Annotated in this window: 18 protein-coding genes and 2 pseudogenes; all 20 read left to right on the top strand. The window is 41.3% G+C overall.

Annotated elements, in window-relative coordinates:
• The first annotated feature begins 3 nt into the window (after positions 1 to 3).
• On the top strand, positions 4 to 1,368 hold the full coding sequence (locus CSV61_RS09370) for a hypothetical protein (RefSeq protein WP_099639000.1): 1,365 nt from the start codon (positions 4 to 6) through the stop codon (positions 1,366 to 1,368).
• 25 nt (positions 1,369 to 1,393) lie between these two features.
• Positions 1,394 to 2,929 carry a VanW family protein gene (locus tag CSV61_RS09365; protein WP_099638999.1) on the top strand — a complete coding sequence of 512 codons (1,536 nt, stop codon included), beginning with the start codon at positions 1,394 to 1,396 and terminating at the stop codon, positions 2,927 to 2,929.
• A 15-nt stretch (positions 2,930 to 2,944) separates the two neighbouring features.
• The gene (locus CSV61_RS09360; RefSeq protein WP_099638998.1) at positions 2,945 to 4,612 is read left to right on the top strand and encodes a GspE/PulE family protein; all 1,668 of its coding nucleotides are present in this window, start codon (positions 2,945 to 2,947) and stop codon (positions 4,610 to 4,612) included.
• 11 nt (positions 4,613 to 4,623) lie between these two features.
• The gene (locus tag CSV61_RS09355) at positions 4,624 to 5,661 is read left to right on the top strand and encodes a type IV pilus twitching motility protein PilT (RefSeq protein ID WP_099638997.1); all 1,038 of its coding nucleotides are present in this window, start codon (positions 4,624 to 4,626) and stop codon (positions 5,659 to 5,661) included.
• Positions 5,662 to 5,663: 2 nt separating this feature from the next.
• The gene (locus CSV61_RS09350; RefSeq protein ID WP_099638996.1) at positions 5,664 to 6,875 is read left to right on the top strand and encodes a type II secretion system F family protein; all 1,212 of its coding nucleotides are present in this window, start codon (positions 5,664 to 5,666) and stop codon (positions 6,873 to 6,875) included.
• A 118-nt stretch (positions 6,876 to 6,993) separates the two neighbouring features.
• Complete coding sequence (locus tag CSV61_RS09345; protein WP_199173609.1) at positions 6,994 to 7,419, top strand: type II secretion system protein; 426 nt, start codon at positions 6,994 to 6,996, stop codon at positions 7,417 to 7,419.
• A 452-nt stretch (positions 7,420 to 7,871) separates the two neighbouring features.
• Positions 7,872 to 7,997 carry a hypothetical protein gene (locus tag CSV61_RS17195; protein ID WP_255408179.1) on the top strand — a complete coding sequence of 42 codons (126 nt, stop codon included), beginning with the start codon at positions 7,872 to 7,874 and terminating at the stop codon, positions 7,995 to 7,997.
• A 137-nt stretch (positions 7,998 to 8,134) separates the two neighbouring features.
• Entirely contained in the window at positions 8,135 to 9,127 is a 993-nt protein-coding gene (gene pilM / locus CSV61_RS09340; protein ID WP_099638995.1) for a type IV pilus biogenesis protein PilM, read from the top strand.
• A gap of 7 nt (positions 9,128 to 9,134) precedes the next feature.
• Positions 9,135 to 9,812 carry a PilN domain-containing protein gene (locus CSV61_RS09335; RefSeq protein ID WP_099638994.1) on the top strand — a complete coding sequence of 226 codons (678 nt, stop codon included), beginning with the start codon at positions 9,135 to 9,137 and terminating at the stop codon, positions 9,810 to 9,812.
• Complete coding sequence (locus CSV61_RS09330; RefSeq protein ID WP_099638993.1) at positions 9,805 to 10,491, top strand: pilus assembly protein PilO; 687 nt, start codon at positions 9,805 to 9,807, stop codon at positions 10,489 to 10,491. Before CSV61_RS09335 ends, CSV61_RS09330 begins: the two co-directional genes overlap by 8 nt.
• Before the next feature lie 11 nt (positions 10,492 to 10,502).
• Positions 10,503 to 11,258 carry a prepilin peptidase gene (locus CSV61_RS09325; protein ID WP_099638992.1) on the top strand — a complete coding sequence of 252 codons (756 nt, stop codon included), beginning with the start codon at positions 10,503 to 10,505 and terminating at the stop codon, positions 11,256 to 11,258.
• A 91-nt stretch (positions 11,259 to 11,349) separates the two neighbouring features.
• Positions 11,350 to 11,976 (top strand): hypothetical protein, encoded by a 627-nt coding sequence (locus tag CSV61_RS09320; RefSeq protein ID WP_099638991.1) that lies wholly within the window; start codon positions 11,350 to 11,352, stop codon positions 11,974 to 11,976.
• An 84-nt stretch (positions 11,977 to 12,060) separates the two neighbouring features.
• Positions 12,061 to 12,660: a Maf family protein gene (locus CSV61_RS09315; protein WP_099638990.1), complete on the top strand. Its 600-nt coding sequence runs from the start codon at positions 12,061 to 12,063 to the stop codon at positions 12,658 to 12,660.
• Positions 12,660 to 13,160 (top strand): annotated as a pseudogene (gene radC / locus CSV61_RS09310) (RadC family protein); the annotation flags it as partial. The gene CSV61_RS09315 and the pseudogene radC, both read left to right, overlap by 1 nt.
• A 558-nt stretch (positions 13,161 to 13,718) precedes the next feature.
• On the top strand, positions 13,719 to 15,530 hold the full coding sequence (locus CSV61_RS09305; protein WP_099638989.1) for a reverse transcriptase domain-containing protein: 1,812 nt from the start codon (positions 13,719 to 13,721) through the stop codon (positions 15,528 to 15,530).
• A 105-nt stretch (positions 15,531 to 15,635) separates the two neighbouring features.
• Positions 15,636 to 15,839, top strand: a pseudogene (locus CSV61_RS09300) (JAB domain-containing protein); the annotation flags it as partial.
• Positions 15,840 to 16,008: 169 nt separating this feature from the next.
• Entirely contained in the window at positions 16,009 to 17,022 is a 1,014-nt protein-coding gene (locus CSV61_RS09295) for a rod shape-determining protein (RefSeq protein WP_083031858.1), read from the top strand.
• A gap of 24 nt (positions 17,023 to 17,046) precedes the next feature.
• Complete coding sequence (gene mreC / locus CSV61_RS09290; protein ID WP_083031855.1) at positions 17,047 to 17,940, top strand: rod shape-determining protein MreC; 894 nt, start codon at positions 17,047 to 17,049, stop codon at positions 17,938 to 17,940.
• On the top strand, positions 17,937 to 18,458 hold the full coding sequence (mreD, locus tag CSV61_RS09285; RefSeq protein WP_099638988.1) for a rod shape-determining protein MreD: 522 nt from the start codon (positions 17,937 to 17,939) through the stop codon (positions 18,456 to 18,458). Before mreC ends, mreD begins: the two co-directional genes overlap by 4 nt.
• 19 nt (positions 18,459 to 18,477) lie before the next feature.
• A complete protein-coding gene (gene minC / locus CSV61_RS09280) occupies positions 18,478 to 19,149 on the top strand; it encodes a septum site-determining protein MinC (protein WP_083031839.1) in 672 nt (223 codons plus the stop codon).

Below are 19,149 nucleotides of genomic sequence, written 5' to 3'. Positions count from 1 at the left end.
ACTATGAACAATCGAAAGAATGAGAATGGATATGCATTGGTAATTGTTTTGTTTGCTGTTGTTTTTATCATGATCACCAGCGCTGTATTTATGAGAGGTTCAATTAGTAATGCGAAACAAGAAAAGATTGTGGATACTAACAATTTAGCATATATGGCAGCTGAAATGGGCGTAGATTATTATAAATGGAGTTATATTAATGAATATAATGCCATTAAAAAAGAAATTTGGAAAAGATATAATGATAGGTTTTTAGCAGGAAAAGCAGTAATCAATAATAGTAAAGAATCTAATAAACCAGAAGCTATTAAGAATATGGCGAAACAAAAGAGAATAGATGCGTTAGAAGAACTATATATAAAATTAAGAGAATACAATATTGCTCCTGTTGAGTTAGCTGCTGAAAATTATAAATTTATTAAAAGAGCAGTTAGCGTAACAAGAGATACGTCAGAATATTCAATAGAGATTATTGGAGATATCGATGGCAAATATAATGCAACTGTCAAACCTTTGGAATTCACTTTAAGATTTGTTATGCCGGAATTTAACGTGGACCAAACAGTTGCTGGTGGGCAAGGATCGCAGGATGGAGGAGTTAAAAATTTAGACTGGTTTAAGACTGAAAAATTACCTTTTATCGATAAACCATCTGTAAAATGTCCTTCCATTAATGCTTGTTTAGAAACGAATGTTGAAAATATTTCTAACTTCAAGGGTCCAGCTATATATTTCGCTGGTGATGCTGTAAAAGATAACAATGGTAACCTGGGAAAAGACTATAAGAATACTTCAATTTATGTTGAGGGTAAGCTCGGTCCATTCAACGTTAATAAAATGAAAAATATTAATTTTTATGCTAAAGGAAATATTTCATTTAAGAATATGAATAATACAGATTCACTACTTCTCATGACTCTTGGAAATTTCACAGTTGACCAAGCAGAATTAAATAGAAGCTTTATCGGTATAGGAGGCAATTTTGTTCCTAAGAAACATGTGTCTATTGATTCATCAAGTACCTTGGCAGTTAGAGGGAATTGGGAACCTAACTCAGGGAAACAATCTATAACAAACAATTCGAAGGTCTGTGTAGGCGGAAATGTTTATTTAAATAAAATAACGATAGACTCCACAAGTAAAATTTATTATGTATTAAGAAACAATACAATAGAGGATACTAAAAACTATCCAAAAAATGATCCGAGGTATATAGGTATTAAAGAATCGGAATATAAAAATAATCCTAGTATCTTGTTTAAAAACTGTGAAAGTAGTGGTAATTCCACAACTAATCCTGATGCACCTAACCCAACTGAACCTTTTTGGGAAAAGCCCGAAATAGAAGTGGAATACTACAAAAATTAGATAAGATATTGCGAGGCGATAATTATTGAAACCAAATCTTTATAAATTCAGCCTTTCTATAGGCGCCCTATTATTAGTCATCTTCGCCATATTCGCCCAACAAACCTACGCAGGAGATGGCTTCTTCTCAAACTTCAAAAAGTTCAATAAACACACATACGTAGGGCCGTTTGATATATCCGAACATTCTAAAAAAGAAGCAAAAGAGAAGTTGCAAATAGACTTCTCTGGCTTGGAACAAAATATGTTAGTTCAACTCATTGTTCAGGACTATCAAGTCGACATTCCTGCAGATGTTGTTAGTTTCGATGCTGATGCTACACTCAATCAAGTTCGGAACGGTGATGATAATACATTAGTGGCGAGTGTATCACGAGAAGGTTTACGCACTGTGATGAAACAAAATTTTAATTCATTAACGTTTAAGGAAGATGATGTGGAGAAGATTGCTTCACAAATAGAAATTCAGCTACGAAGTGGGATTATGCCCCAGCAAGTTCATCTAGCGAATTTTATTCCGGAGCTGTATGAGCAGAAACAAGTCATTGCTTCTGCTACATATGAAGTGGATGAATTGGCGAAAGGTCTTCGTTTGCTAATGGAGGACTTAGATGGCTTTGAGATTCAGCCGAACAGCACCTTTTCATTCCGTGAATATCTTGAAGGTAAAGAGTCTGCTAGTGCGACAGATTTACAGATGACAATTATGGCGTCTCTTCTATATAAAGCGGTGTTGCAAACGAACTGGATTATAGATGAACGAAATATATCTACTGAATTGCCAGCAGGCGTTGAACCCGGATTTGAAGCGGCAATCAATCGTAAGCTCGATTTGGATTTCATTTTCACGAACCCAAATCAAACAGTCTTCACGATTCGTACGGATTGGACAGGCTCTCAGTTGGAGCTGTCAATTGAAGGTCTCCCATTTGTGCATAGCTATGACACTGAAGTGGAGAAAATCACAAAGTATGATCCGAAGACTGTTATTCGTTATAGTGCCTTTGTCAATGCAGGTGCGATTGAAATAGTGAATAAAGGTAAGAAAGGCATGGAGGTCGCGGTTAAACGTAATGTTTTGTTGAATGGTTCATTGGAAGAAATTGAAGATGTGTCAATTGATTTCTATGCTCCGCAACCAATTATCGAGCGTCATAGTTTAGAAAAAGTTGTAGAGCAAGTTCCAGATAGTAATGTGGATAGTAATTCTAGCCATACCGATGGAAATAGTTCAAATAATGGATCGACGGGTAATTCGTCTGATTCTGGTAACTCTAGTAATGGTTCATCGGATGGAAATTCTAGTAAGGGGAATAGTTCAGGTTCTTCTACTAGTAGTGGATCAGGTAGTAATTCTAACAATACAGGATCTGGAAGCACTGGTTCAAGTTCATCTACTGGAAGCGGATCAAGTAACAATAGTTCTTCTTCAAGTAACGGCTTGAACAACGATGGTTCAAGTAATTCGAACGGTTCTTACGGAAAAGACGATGCGAAGTATGATTATGATAAAGGCGGCAATCTGATTAAAGTCGACAAGAATGGTAATCCAATCGATTGATAGAGGGGGATTCAGATGGCGACAACTAGAAAACGTCTTGGGGATTTATTAATAGAGTCCGGTTTGCTGACGGATGAGCAGTTGATGAGTACGTTGAAAGAGAAGTCTCGAGATGAGCGACTTGGAGATGCGTTATTGCAGCGTGGGTATATAACGGAGCAGCAGTTGATTGAGGTGCTCGAGTTCCAGCTCGGAATTCCGCACGTCAACTTGTTCCGTTATCCGTTTGATCCCAAGTTGTTTAATATTGTGCCTAAAGGTTTGGCCAAGCAGAAGATGATTGTTCCATTGAAGAAAGATGGGGATAAATTATTCGTTGCGATGGCAGACCCAATGGATTACAACACGATTGAAGATTTGCGGTTGTCCACTGGTTTCCATATAGATACAGCGATTGCTTCAAAAGACGATATTACGCGAACGATTACTAGATATTATGATGATGAATTATTTGATGACTTGCTGTTTGAAGAACCGGAAACTACGGCAAGTCAACTAGAGCAACAGGATGATATTGTAGATAATGATTCTCCAGTCGTGCGTCTAGTGAACCAGATCATTTCTAGTGCCGTTTCCATGAAGTCCAGTGACATTCATATCGATCCTCAAGAGCATCAAGTTATGATCCGTTTTAGAATTGACGGAAAGCTGCAAACGGAACGCGTTTTACCAAAGCATATGCAGTCGATGTTGCTTGCACGGATTAAAATTATGGGGAATTTAAACATCACGGAGTCTCGTATGCCGCAAGATGGTCGGATTAAAGTCATGATTGATTTCCGACCGATCGATTTACGGTTATCGACTTTACCGACTGTTTTTGGCGAGAAAGTGGTTATGCGTATTTTGGACTTGAGTAGCTCATTGAATGATATGACGAAACTTGGTTTTGGACCTACGAATCTAGATCGTTTTCTCAGGGAAATCGAGAAGCCGAACGGTATTGTATTGATTTCGGGACCAACTGGTTCGGGTAAGTCCTCTACTCTATATGCTGCGTTGAATCGATTGAATAGCGAAGAAGTAAATATTATTACGATTGAAGATCCAGTGGAATATCAACTGGAAGGAATTAATCAAATTCAAGTGAATTCTAACGTGGGATTAACGTTTGCGACTGGATTACGTTCTATTTTGCGACAAGATCCTGACGTAGTAATGGTCGGAGAGATTCGAGATAAAGAGACCGTGGAAATCGCGATTCGTGCTTCATTGACTGGACACTTAGTGTTGAGCACGATCCACACGAATGACTCGGTTGCGTCTATATCACGACTACTTGATATGGGAGTAGAGCCATTCCTTTTGACTGCATCATTAAATGCGGTCGTGGCCCAACGATTGATTCGTCGAGTTTGTCGAGATTGTGGTACTACTCAGATAGCAACTAATCGTGAAAAAGAGATTTTCGCTAAACGTGGGAAAACGATAGAAACGATCCATCGTGGGACAGGTTGTTCGGCATGTAATATGACAGGGTATCGAGGACGGATTGCGATACATGAAGTGCTAATCATCAATGCAGAAATGCGTGATGCGATTAACCGTAACGCGGCACCTACTGTATTCCGTGAAATTGCGGAGAGAAGTGAAACGATTTTCCTGATAGACGACGGGTTAGAAAAAGTAAAGCAGGGCATTACCACTACTGAGGAAGTATTGAGAGTGGCCCTAATAGATTAGGAGTGTTTGCGGTGAACGAAAGAATTGATCAATTACTTACTGAAGCTTTTACTGTCCAGGCATCTGACATCCACTTGACTGTTGGCGTGCCTCCAATCTTCCGTGTACATGGTGACTTAAAACGTTTTGGCGAAACCGTTCTGACTGAAGAGGATACAAAGGAAATAGCGTATCAAACGATTCCAGAAAAGATGATTCCTACATTTAAAGAAGTAGGACAGATTGACTACTCGTATGAAATTGCTGGCGTTTCTCGGTTCCGTGTCAATGCATTCCAACAACGTGGTGCGATTTCATTGGCATTCCGTACAATTCCGACGAAAATTCCGACGATTGATGATTTGAATATGCCCGCAACGTTAAAAAGTTTATCGGATACTGCACAAGGGTTGATCTTGGTAACCGGGCCCACGGGTTCTGGTAAATCGACGACACTTGCGGCCATGATCCGTTATATGAATGAGACGATGCGGAAACATATTATCACCTTGGAAGATCCGATTGAGTATATGCATAATCACGGTTCATCTATTATCGATCAGCGGGAAGTCGGCTTTGATACACTGTCATTCGCAGACGGATTACGTGCGGCTTTGCGTCAAGATCCCGACGTCATTCTCGTAGGGGAGATGCGGGACTTGGAAACGATTTCTACGGCGATTACTGCTGCAGAAACCGGTCATTTAGTCCTTGCCACTTTACATACATGGAGTGCGGCTTCGACGATTGATAGAATCATAGACGTATTTCCGCATGGTCAACAGGCACAAATCCGCGTGCAGTTGGCAGGTGTGTTGAAGGCAGTCGTTTCGCAACGCTTATTCCAAACGATGGATAAACAGGGGAGACGTGCAGCGACGGAGATTATGATTAATAATCCAGCCGTGTCGAACTTGATACGGTCCGAAAAAATTCACCAGATTCCGAACGTCATTCAAACGAGCCGAGCACTTGGGATGCATATGATGGATCACTCCGTTAAGACGTTGATGGAACAGAGAGTGATTTCGTATGAAGCCGCATTGCCGTTCCTGCAAGGGGATGATTGATCGTGGCTCGTTTTACATATGAAGGGCGAGATGCGAAAGCGATTCGTCGAGGTACGGTAACGGCTACAAATAAACGCGATGCAGCTATTAAGTTAAAGGACCAAGGTATTCGCGTGGTCAGTCTGGTTGAACAAAAAGAAACCGTGTTGACGAAAGATATTACGATTGGTAGTCCAGTTAAGCGAGATCAATTGATTATGTTCTTGCGGCAGTTTTCTACACTTCTTCAAGCAGGGGTTACGATTGTGGATGCGGTGAGGATTTTATCTGCACAAGTAGAACAAGCTTCATTTCGAAAGATCCTAATTTCGATTCAGGAGGATTTACGTACGGGGACACCGCTGTCGATAGCTTTTGGGAAACATCCTAAGGTTTTTGAGCCGTTGATTTTGAATATGGTCGCGGCAGGTGAAGTATCAGGAACAGTGGATGAATCACTAGAACAACTAGCTGAGCATTTCGAGAAAGCGTATCGTACGAGACAGAAAGTTACATCTGCTATGGCATATCCAGTTGTTGTAGGGATAATAGCTATCGCAGTAGTCATTTTCCTTTTATGGTTTGTCGTACCGATGTTTGTCGATATGTTCGATAGTATTGGCGGACAATTGCCTTGGCTAACGCGTGCCGTAATGGCGGCTAGTGATTGGATTGAAAACTATTGGTACTTAGTTATTCTTATTGTTTCAATGATTATCGTAGGTTATGTATTAATCCGTAATAATCCAAAAGGGAAATATATTCTTGATACTATTTTGTTGAGATTACCTATATTCGGTAGCATTGCCCAAAAGTCTTCACTTGCGATGATGACACGTACATTAAGTTCTATGTTCTCTAGCTCTGTACCAATTTTACAAGCATTGACAATGACAGAAAGAGTCGTGGGGAATGAAGTCATTTCAAAAGTAATTGGTGAGTCTAGAGTATCCATGGAACGCGGCGGATCACTTACAGAACCTATGTTAAACCACTGGGCATTTCCTCCGCTAATACCTCATATGATCGCAATTGGAGAAGAGACTGGTTCTTTAGACTCTATGTTAGCGAAAGTTGCGGATTTTTATGAGAAAGAAGTAGAAGCGGCAACAGACCGCTTAAAAGCTTTAATAGAGCCTATGATGATAGTTTTCTTAGCAGCGATAGTCGGGACTATAGTTTTGGCTATCATGTTGCCGATGTTTAGTATGTTTGAGCAGATAGATAGTTTGTAACAGAAATAACAAATGTTATGTATAATTTTAATTTATTTCACTAAAACTAGTGTTATTTTCCTAATACCTCTGATATACTATATTCATAGAGTAAGAAAAAACAAGAGGAGGAAATTATATGAAAAAGTTTATGCAGAAGAAATTAAATCAAAAAGGTTTGACGCTTGTCGAGTTACTAGCGGTTATTGTTATTTTGGGAATTATTGCAGCGATTGCGGTGCCGGCTATTGGGAATATTATTACGAATTCGAAAGTTAATGCTTTGAAAGCTGATGGACAGAATGTGTTATCTGCTGCACAGATGTACTTTGCGGAAAACGGTGAAAAAACAGTTGAGCTATCGAAATTAACAGAAGAAGGATTTTTAAATGAGGTCGGTGGCCTTACAACAGCAACAGTTACAAAAGTAGATGGCGGATCAAATACTCTAACTGGCTCTGCAACAACAAAGGGTGTAACAGTAGCATTTGCAGGCTCAACTTCAAAAAACATTACTGATGCGGGGGTTAAAGGAAATACTAGTACAGTTACAATAACAAGATAATTATCTTTTTATTAATTAGTTTACTGAATCTACAAGAAAACTCTACAGAGAATATCTCTGTAGAGTTTTTCGAAACTAGGAATCTTGAATTGTATTATTAACTAATTATAGCTTATAAGGACTTTCTCTATAAAGATACAACACTTTAATACATGAAGTCTTCCACGAGTTAAATTTCTAGAAATGGCGGTATTCTCGGAAGTTTTCTTACTAAAGGCTATTCCTTCAATCTATGATATTTTTAGAAAACTCTTATATCAAAGCAATAAAAACTCTATTTCATTAATTAATACGTAGACCTATACTTCATTGAATATTTCTTAAACAAAAGGTTTCGCCGCCTCTTTAATTAATTCATTCATTGTAACTTGTTGCTGTTATCTAGTAGATAAAAGCCTATCAATGACACTTTTTGAATTACCAAAGCTAGACCGCTTTGGATTTATGGGAGAGTGATCATTAGTAAGAAAGAAATAGAAATTCGTAAAGCAACTGTCGAAATAATCAAGAATAGCGATAAATCCACAAAAGTAGGAATCAAAGCATGTGGTGGTTTACTCGAGATATCATCTGATTAAGTTCAACCCCAATATTTCGTCAGCTTTCCTAATCAATCTTCCCTTCCCACACCACATTTGCTATACTTACCATAACTAGTTCACTAGGAAAAAATCACCAAACACCTTGAGTTTTCTCGTCTGGAAGGAGTTCGTTCATGTCTACTTTATCCAATTTAAAACGCCCGCTTTCCAAACTTTCTATACCAACATTCAGCCGTAAAAAGCGTGTCTATTCGTTAACTTTGGATGATGATGCGATTCGGTACGTACGAATAAAGTCCTTGGACCCAATCGTACTAGACACGGCGAAAGAGATGTTACTACCGGAACATGTCATCCAAGAAGGCCGAATAGCCGAAGAGGACATGCTGCGGAATGTCTTGACGGAAGCTGTGAAAAACTGGAATCTTGCGAAGCGTGACGTGGCGTTTTTAGCGCCCGATACATATGTCATCATCCGCCGAGTTGCCTATCCAGACACAGTGGAGGATGAAGAACTGAAAAGCCATTTCTTTATCGAAATCGGCTCGACGATTTATTTGCCGTTTGATGATCCGGTTTTTGATGTCGTTCCATATACCGCCAATAACGCACAGAATGAAGCAATCTTGATTGCGTCGAAAGAAAGTATTATGCAGACCTATGAGGACGTGCTGAAGTCAGTAAAGTTGGAGCCGGTTGTGGCGGATATTGCACCGCTTTCTCTCTATCGTCTAGCCCATCATGTGCACCAATTTGAGGGGTCAGAACATATACTTCTTGCTGATTTACATGGCCGTAGTTTGACTGTGTCCATTTTCTATTCTCATTATCCTTTATTCATACGCTCGATGGAACTTGAAGTGCCGCTTAGCATGTCTACAGGTGAAGAGCTAGAACAACGGGTCGAACCACTTACGATTGTCATGGAACTCGAGAAACTAGCAAACTTCTATAGATTTAATTTGGCGGAAAACGATTCGACTATAACCCACTTAGTGTGGAATGGTATCTATACACAGCAAAAACAGTTGTTGGAGATGGTTCGAGAGCGTTTAGCGATTGAAGCGCTTCCCTTGGTGAAAGAGCCGATTAGTTGTGTAGATGGAACCGCGATTACTGCCGATTTTCATCGAGTGATAGGCCTTGCGCTGAAGGAAGAGGTGTAGGACGCGTATGTTGGTTGATATAAACCTACTCCCGGAGAAGATCAAGGAACGAGCTACTTTTTTATGGATCGCCATTGCCATTCTGTTGGTCGCCCTCATTAGTTGGGTGGTTCTTTTTATGATGGCTGCGAAAAATGACGAAGAAGCACAAAGATTACAACAGTCTACATATGAAATACAGAAACAACAAGAAAGCATAACGTCTCAGTTGCGGCTGTCGGCTTTCGGTCAGGAAAAAGAACAATTAGCCGCCACAGTGGATTTCCTGAAAGCGTACCAGTATAAAACACATCCTCTTATAGAAGATCTTTCGAGAGCGTTGCCTGATCGTGGTTTTTTCCAAGAGCTAACGTTCACTGCGCCTAACGAAGTGACGTTGAAAGTACAGTTTGATGATCTAATGGAACCTGCCCTTTATTTAACTCGAATGAAAGCATCATCGTTAATTATAGATGCAACGTTTGAAGGAATTGAGACGGAAAAACTGGATGTTGAAGAACGTGAGAATATTTTGCCTAGATATTTCGCTACATACTTCATTCAATTTGTGGACGATCGCGCGTTACCGGGTGAGGATGCAGAGGTGGATTCTGATGCGATTGAAGAACCGCAAGAAGAATCATTTCCTGCTGAAGAACAGCCGCCTGTAGATGCTGACACGGAAGGGGGCGATCCGGTTGAATAAGTATCTATCTAAACGTCAGATGGAGATCGGTTTGGTCGTATTGGCTTCGATTTTCCTTGTTGCGCTTGTCTATTACACCGCGTCGAACGTCTACTTGCCGGCGAAAGACAGCAAGGACCAGGCAGTTGCACAGTTGGCTTCAGAACGCGATGTGTTATATGCGATGCAAAAGCAATTGGCTAATAAAGATCCAAATGAAACCGTAACGTCTGCGCCACTTCAAAAGGTCGTGCCGGTTATTCCGCTAGAAGACGCATTGCTCATTCGTCTAGAGAAGGCAGAAGTGAAATCCAATAGTAGAATAGAAGGAATTACTTTTTCAAAAGAAGTATTTGATATCGAACGGTTGCCTGAAAATGTACAAAACCTTGAAACGGTGTTGATGGAAGTGACGCTCGCTGCGGATACGTACAAACAAGTGGATACGTTCATCTATGAAATTGAAGAAATGATTCGGATTATGAATGTAGAGACGATTCAATTTGAAGCAACTGCCGAGAAAACGGAAGAAGAATCCGACGTAGGGGAAATGAAAGTCGTCATTTCGTTTCATGCGTATTTCCGTCCTGATCTCGTCAATTTACAAAATGAGGCGCCGAAAGTGGATGCGCCGCCACCTGCATTGAAATTTGATCCGACAACAATCAATAAAATGACAGGTACCGAGAAAGCGGAGTGAGGAGGTAGTTCATGGAATGGCTCTATAGTGTGTTTTTCTTCCTCTACGGTATCACGTTTGGCTCGTTTTTTAATGTCGTCGGCATACGTGTGCCGCTGAAGGAGTCGATCGTGTCGCCTCCTTCGCACTGTACGACGTGTGATCGGAACTTGACTGCGATTGACCTAGTGCCGGTCTTCTCTTACGTATTCTTGCGCGGCAAGTGCAGAGGCTGTAATGAAAAGATTAGTGCGCTCTATCCCACGATGGAACTGATCACGGGTGTGTTGTTCGTTTGTGCATACTTATACTTTGGTTTTCAGTGGGAGCTCGTTGTGGCGCTACTATTTATTTCAATGCTCGTTATGTTAACGGTATCCGACCTGAAATATATGTTGATCCCGAATAAAATTTTATTACCGTTTGGTATTGCGATTTTCATTCTGCGCTTCGTTAGTCCACTGACGCCTTGGTGGGATAGTTTGCTTGGAGCAGCGATTGGGTTCGGCTTGTTGCTGTTGATTGCGATTGTGTCAAATGGCGGTATGGGTGGTGGCGATATTAAATTGTTTTTCGTGATTGGCTTAGTGCTCGGGACGATGCAGACGTTAGTGACGCTGTTTCTCGCATCATTGATTGGCGCGATTGTCGGACTGATTTTCTTGAAAAAGACGAAGCAAGGACGAAAGACGCCTGTGCCATTTGGTCCCTCGATTGCGGCTGCTGCACTCATTGCCTATTTTTATGGCGCGCAGCTTGTCAGTTGGTACACAGGTTTGTTGAACTAAATCGGTAAATGTTTATGGACGAGACGACAACAGTCTCGTCTTTTTTTGCGTTCGTTTTGGTAAGGTGGAAGAAAACTACTGGAGTGATGGAATGAATTTCCGCAGGACGTATTCAAAGAACATTGTGATTCGGGCGTTAGTACAAGGAGTGGCGATCGGCTTGGTCGCGGTGCTAGTGATCGGGCTAACGATATCGACTACGGGAGGGAAAGAGGATAAGGCAAGTGAAACGGTGGCGACGACTGGGCCGAAAACAGAGGACAAGGAAGGGGCGGCTGAAGGCGGAGATACGATGTTCGTCAAGCAGCATGGCGTATTTTCTAGTCAAGAGGCCGCAACGGATTTCGTAGCGGAGAATCCGAGTCTCGCGAGTACGGCTGTCGTGCCAGCAGGTGGTCAGTTTTACGTTTGGGGAGCAGTATGGCTGAAAGAGAGCGATGTCATTTTAAAGGAAGGTGAAGACGCGTTTAAGAAGAGAATCACCGTTGCACCAGGCACTTGCAAGTCAGCAGATGCTGGTGAAGTGAGAAAAGCGCTACTCGCAGAGGATTTATCGAAAATTGAATTGTCTAAGGATGGCGAAGATGCGAAAAAAGGTGGAGACTTTGAGAAGAAAGTGACCGCTATCACAGCGTTTACGAAGGATTCCTCTGTCGCGAGACTGCATCTGCTAGCACACTATTCGAACCAGGACCCATGCTTCAAAATTCAATTTTGATCCCATATACGGGGAAGAATTGAATTTTGCCCTTTTTTCAAATCGTGCAGAATAGCGTACACTAGGAAAAAGGGGGTTGTTCCAATGAAATTTATTAGTCTAAAACCAATCGTTCTCGCATCTTCTTCGCCGAGACGTAAAGAATTACTACAGCTTGCAGGAATTGATTTCACGGTGAGACCGAGTGATGTAGATGAGGATGTCCCGTTCACGCCAGAAGAGCCATATGAGTATGCGGTTCGTTTGTCGGAGCGAAAGGCGCTTGCGGTAGTTGAATCAGAAGAAGAAATCATTATTGCGGCGGATACGATTGTGGTGAAAAACGGCAGAGTATTCCCAAAGCCGGCAAATGACGCGCAAGCTATTGATTTCTTAATGGAGTTATCTGGAGAGTTGCATGAAGTGATTACAGGTGTGACGATCCTTGCGAATGGGAAGACGATTCAGTTTGCTGGTTTGTCTCAAGTGAAGTTTAGGAATCTGGATGAAGAGCTTGTTTACGCTTATGTGAAATCTGGTGATGCTTCAGACAAAGCAGGTGCGTACGGCATCCAAACGCAAGGGATGCTGTTCGTAGAAAATATGGTGGGCGATTACCAAAATATCGTAGGGTTGCCGATCAGTGATCTGGTCAACCGTATGCGTCAAGAGGGTTTGTTGATTTTAGAAGGCGGTGGCGCGTAATGCCTTTTGATAGGGCACCACAAATGATGATCCGCGATGTGCATATCGCGGACAGACCCCGTGAGCGTTTAATACGGGAAGGGGCGAGCAGTTTATCGAATCAGGAGTTGATGGCGATCCTACTGCGCACAGGCTCGCGCTCAGAGTCCGTTCTCGTGCTCGCCAACCGGGTGTTGTCAACAATTGACCGTCTGCAAGATTTGAAAGAGCTGACGGTGGATGAAATGACGAAGATTAAAGGGATTGGTGAAGCGAAGGCGGTGCAGTTACTAGCTGCAGCAGAACTTGGCAAGCGATTGTATCGGGCGGCGCCGCATGAACGCTATAAGATCCGTTCACCTGAAGATGCCGCGAATTATTTGATGACGGATATGTCGTCGTTGAACCAAGAACATTTTGTTGTGTTATTTTTAAATGTCAAAAATGAAGTGCTACATAAGCAGACGATTTTCATTGGTAGTTTGAATTCTTCCATAGTACATCCACGCGAAGTGGTGCGCCCATAAGGGTCTATAGAAAGTCTGCTTTCGCACAGCAGTAAGGGAATATCATAATGTTTTACCCTTATCATTAGTCAACTTATCTGAAAGGGAAACCGGACAGGGAGTGTAGCATGTTGGAAAAGCCATAAGTTGCTTAATTACCAAAGCACGACTGAATGGCGAGATGAAACGTATGAACAAGGATGAAAGCTAAACTGCCTGAATGATAGCTCAAGGGGGACTACGGGGACCTTTAGCGGGAGGTAATGATATACGCTATATGAAATGTGCCTCATTCTTAAAAACTTCGAGAATGATGATTTGATACCATTTCACCCAACTTTCGTATAAAAGTAACGAGCGAACGTCACATCCGATATCATACATGCGATATTTCTATAAATCTAAATGGGGATTACCTAAGTCAGAACGCCTAAAAGGCTATGCATATTTGATGCTGAATATCTGATAAGGTAACGGAGCTCCCGTAGTAGTCTGAGCTAGGGAAAGCCTAGTACGTGGCGAAGGGGAGCAGTTTATAACGTTAATACCAAATTGGGAAGGAGCGGAGGCTCTATGAGAATTCCAACAGTAGTATTAAATCGTCTAACTGCCAAAGCAAAAGTCGGAAATTATGTATTTGAGCGACTGTATCGCAACTTGTACAACAAAGAATTCTATTTAGAAGCATATGCAAAACTGTATGGGAATAAGGGCAGCAACACCAAAGGAGTCAATGAAGATACAATTGATGGTATGAGTATGAAACGTATTGAAAAGCTCATTGAAAAACTACAAAATCAAACGTATCAACCTAATCCAGCACGAAGGGTATATATCCCTAAAAAGGATGGGAAAACAAGACCGTTAGGCATTCCTACCTTTGAGGATAAATTAGTACAAGAAGTTGTTCGCCGACTGCTTGAAAGCATCTTTGAACCATCGTTCTCTGCTCACTCTCATGGATTTAGACCAAATCGTAGCTGTCATACCGCATTAAAAGAAATCCGTAATACTTTTACGGGAACTAGATGGTTTATTGAGGGTGACATTAAAGGATTCTTTAATAATATCGACCACCATGTTTTAGTTGGCATTTTGCGAAAAAGAATTCACGATGAGAAGCTCATCAATTTAATCTGGAAATTTTTGCGCGCAGGATATGTAGAAGATTGGGTATTTCATAAAACCTATAGCGGTGCACCACAGGGTGGAATTATCAGCCCGCTTTTATCGAATATTTATTTGAATGAACTCGATGATTATGTGGGGCAATATATTGCACGCTATAACAAAGGTGACAAAAGAATTCACAATTCTTCCTATCATAACCTTGCTTCCAAGATTAACAATCGCAAAGAAAAAAATAAACGTGATTGGCCAACTTTAGCTGAAGAGGAAAAGAAGGAGCGGTTGAAGGGGGTAAAAGCCCTTTACAAAGAACTGCAAAGTCATGACAGTAAAGACCTCTTTGATCCAAATTATCGCCGCTTGAAATACGTTCGTTATGCGGATGATTTTTTACTCGGTGTCATTGGTAGTAAAAAGGAAGCTGAACATGTCAAACAAGATTTAACGCAGTTCCTACAAGAACAACTAAAACTAGAACTGAGTGCAGAGAAAACTTTGATTACCCATAGTAAGAACAATGCCCGCTTTCTTGGTTATGATATTCGTGTCGCTAGAGATTGGCATCGAATGAAAATGCCAAATGGAACAAAAAAACGAAAATTTAACTATCAAACAAAGCTTTTCGTTCCACACGAAAAATATATCCAAAAGTTAGTACAGTTGAATGCGTTAAAAATAGGACCAAATAATGGCTGGAAACCAATACATCGCTCGTATTTGGTGCACAATGACGACCTCGAAATTTTACGAACGTACAATGCGGAAATAGAAGGCTACTACAATTACTACCGCCTGGCGAGTAATGTACATGTTTTACAGTCTTTCCGTCAAACCATGAAATATAGCATGATTAAAACGTACGCGAATAAATACAAGTCTACCGTTAGTAAGACGATCAATAAATTCAGCATTAACGGAGAATTCGGGGTTCGATATGAAACGAAAGAAGGCCTTAAAACAGCCTACTTTACGTTGCAACGAATGGAAAAAAACGATGAGATAAAACAACCAACCGTCGATACAGTTGAGAATACATTAATTTATTCAGGGCGAACAAGTATGATTGACCGTTTACTTGCCGAAAAGTGTGAATGGTGTGCTTTGTCAGGTGTACCACTTGAGATGCATCACGTTCATAAATTGAAAGATTTACAAGGTAAGAAAAAATGGGAGCAAAGAATGATAGCCCATAGACGAAAAACGATGGCATTATGTGTAACATGCCATCACGATTTGCATAATGGCATGTTAGATTAAAGTAAATGGAAAGCCGTATACTCTGAGAGGAGTACGTACGGTTTGGAGGGGAGTTCTTGGAAACCTAGTATAGCAATATACCAAGGCGCTGGGTTCTCACCCTACTTCCGTGAAGCGTTTAAACGTTCGGCTGCCTCGATGATTATTTCACATAATCATCCGAGCGGTGACACGACGCCTTCAAGAGAAGATATTGAAGTAACAAAGCGCTTGATGGAAGCGGGTCAGATCATGGGTGTGGATGTGCTCGATCATATTATCATCGGCGATCAGAAATTCATCAGTTTAAAAGACAAAGGCTACATATAAAGACATGAATTTTGTCGCGAAAAAGTGGAGAGACTGGGAAATCAGTCTCTTTTTCGATGTTTTTTGCAAACTAGCCGGGTGACACTGTAAATTAAGTTACCTTTCCGTTATAATGTGGTGTATGCTTTTAAGAATACCGATGATGGTTTGATAGAAAGGGAGAATTGACTTGTTTGGTTTCAGATCAAGAAACGTAGGAATTGACTTGGGGACAGCCAATACTCTAGTTTTCATTAAGGATAAAGGTATTGTGCTAAGGGAGCCTTCTGTCGTAGCGAAAAATACGACGACGGGTGAAATCGTTGCGGTAGGCAGTGAAGCGCATGCCATGATCGGACGTACGCCGAGTTCAGTTGTTGCCATTCGCCCAATGCGAGAAGGAGTTATTGCAGATTTTGAAACAACAACTGCTATGATTCGTCATTATTTAAAAGAAGCGCTAAAATCAGCAGGAACTTCATGGACAAAGCCGACGGTCATGGTCTGTGTGCCCTATGGTATTACATCTGTTGAACAACGCGCAGTGATCGATGCTGCACGTCAAGCGGGTGCGAAGGAAGCATATACGATTGAAGAACCGTTTGCGGCTGCGATCGGTGCAGATTTACCAGTATGGGAACCAACCGGCAGTATGGTCGTCGATATAGGTGGAGGTACGACGGAAGTGGCCATCATTTCTTTAGGTGGTATTGTAACGAGCACATCGATCCGTGTAGGTGGAGATTCCATGGATACGGCTATCATAACGTATATCCGTAAAGAATATAAATTGATGATCGGTGAACGTACGGCCGAAAACATCAAGATGCAAATTGGTTCGGCGTTTGATTTGGATCAGACAGAAAAGATGGATATCCACGGTCGTGATTTATTGACGGGTCTGCCGAAAACGATGGAAATTAATTCGCAGGAAATTACGAAAGCGTTGAAAGAACCGATGGATTTAATTATTGAAGGTATGAGAAAGACGCTTGAGCAGACACCACCTGAATTGGCATCAGACGTCATGGAGCGTGGAATTGTCTTAACGGGCGGCGGTTCATTGCTTCGTAACCTCGATAAAGCCATTTCTGAAGAAACAAAAATGCCTGCCTTTGTAGCGGAAAATACGCTTGATTGTGTCGTGATTGGAACGGGTAAGGCGTTGGATAATTTAGAACTCATTAAGAAAATTCAATCATAATATTAATTGGAGGAGATGTAGGCAATGCCGCGTTTTTTTTCCAATAAACGATTAATCATTTTATTAGTAGGAGTAATCGTCCTTGTGGCATTAATTGCATTTTCACTTCGTGACCGAAATCATGCAAATGTTCCGGAACAAGCAGTGAAGGATGTCGTAGGTTTTGGGCAATCGCTTGTGACGAAACCAGCCCACTTTGTAACGGGACTTATTGAAAATATTGATACGATGCTTAATACATACGAAGAAAACAAACGATTAAAAGAGCGTCTGGAAACGTATGCCGCTATGCAAGCGGAGTTAGTAGATGTCAAGGCGGATAATGTAAAACTGCGGGAAATCATTGATAAACAAGAGAATCTGCGTACATTTGAGCCAATTCAGTCTACAGTCATTTCACGTAATCCCGATCAATGGGAAGAGAAAATCATCATTGACAAAGGAACAACAGCTGGAGTGGACGCCAATATGGCGGTCATGACGGCACAAGGTTTGATTGGGAAAGTCATTTTGTCGACTCCATTCACATCCACAGTCGAATTAATTTCGACGGAAAATAGCGATTTCCGTGTGGCGGCAATGGTCGTTGGTGAACAAGAAATGTTCGGTTTGATCGAAGGGTACGACCGGACTTCTAGACAGCTGATCATGAAGCGTTTAGATTCTAGCTTCAATGTAAAAAAAGGGATGCAAGTGATATCTTCAGGACTCGGAGGCATTTTCCCGAAAGGTATTTTAATAGGGGAAGTAACCGAAGTCTCTACAGATGACTATGGTCTGACAAAGCTAGCGTATATAAAACCAGCAGCTACTTTCTCACAACTAGATCACGTGATGATTGCGAAGCGAACCATGACAGTGGTTGATGGGACCGACGGAGGCAACTCCGCACATGCAAAAGGGGACGATGAGTCATGATCCGATTCATCATTCCTTTACTTGCTGTCCTGTTATTTTTCTTGGAACCTATTTTCAGTCTATTTTCACCTATTGAAATAAACAACGAGTTATACATCACGGTACCTAGGTTTCTAATGGTCTATTTAATTTTCATTGCGACGTATTACAATAGCAAGCGAGCGATTATTTACGGATTTGTCCTCGGACTGTTGTATGATATGTATCATATTGATATTATTGGATTATACACATTCATGTATCCGCTGATTTGTTACGTTGCGGCGTTAGTAATTCGACAAATTGAGCGTCATACCGTGACGGTTATGGTATTATCAGTAGTAATGATTGTGTTACTGGAATTGTTGTCGTACTTTTTTGCTAGTGTGATTGCGTTAACGTCTATTGATTTCGGCGAATTCTTCACAAGTCGACTCATTCCGACAATGATCGCGAATTCATTATTTATCGTGATGTTCGGCTATATGTTCAAACAGATTACAGAGAAAAGATTTTTACAAAAACAAGCAGGCTTTTAAGTATTGTGAGGTGATGTAGGTGACGAAATCACAGTTGATAACGATAAAAGGAACAAAAGACGGCTTAGTATTACGATTAGATGACCATTGCGCATTTACTGAATTGCTAAGTGAGTTGAAAGAAAAAGTGCAGAGCAGCGTACTAGAAGGTGTGTCTGAAGTACAGTTGCATCTAGGGCATCGTTATTGTGACGAGAAAGACATGAACAAGATTCAATCGGTCATTCATACTTCCCCTCATTTGCGAGTTTCGAAGGTACATAGTGACGTCGTTTCGTTAAAAGAGTGTGAGAGAAAGTTGATCGAGAAGCAGTCCGAAACCTATATAGGAATCGTTCGATCGGGTCAGGTCGTAAAGGCTGATGGCGATTTGGTCATTATCGGTGATGTGAATCAGAGTGCACAAGTCATTGCAGGCGGCAGTATTTATGTACTGGGCCGTGTCAAAGGCATTGCACATGCGGGAGCACAAGGCAATAAAGATGCAGTCATTGCTGCATCTTGGTTGGAAGCGACGCATCTGAAAATTGCGGATAAGATCGAGATCATGACCGACGAATTGACGGTTCTTTCTGAGCAACCTGAAATGGAATGTGCGTATCTTCAAAAGAATGGGCAGATTGCGATAGACCGTCTTCAGGAGCTCCGATATTTACGTCCGGACCTTGCTACATTTAAGGGAGGTATATAA

The organism is Sporosarcina sp. P3 (assembly GCF_002743415.1).
In the GTDB taxonomy this organism is placed as follows: domain Bacteria; phylum Bacillota; class Bacilli; order Bacillales_A; family Planococcaceae; genus Sporosarcina; species Sporosarcina ureae_A.
This window is presented reverse-complemented; position numbering and strand designations above follow the sequence as displayed.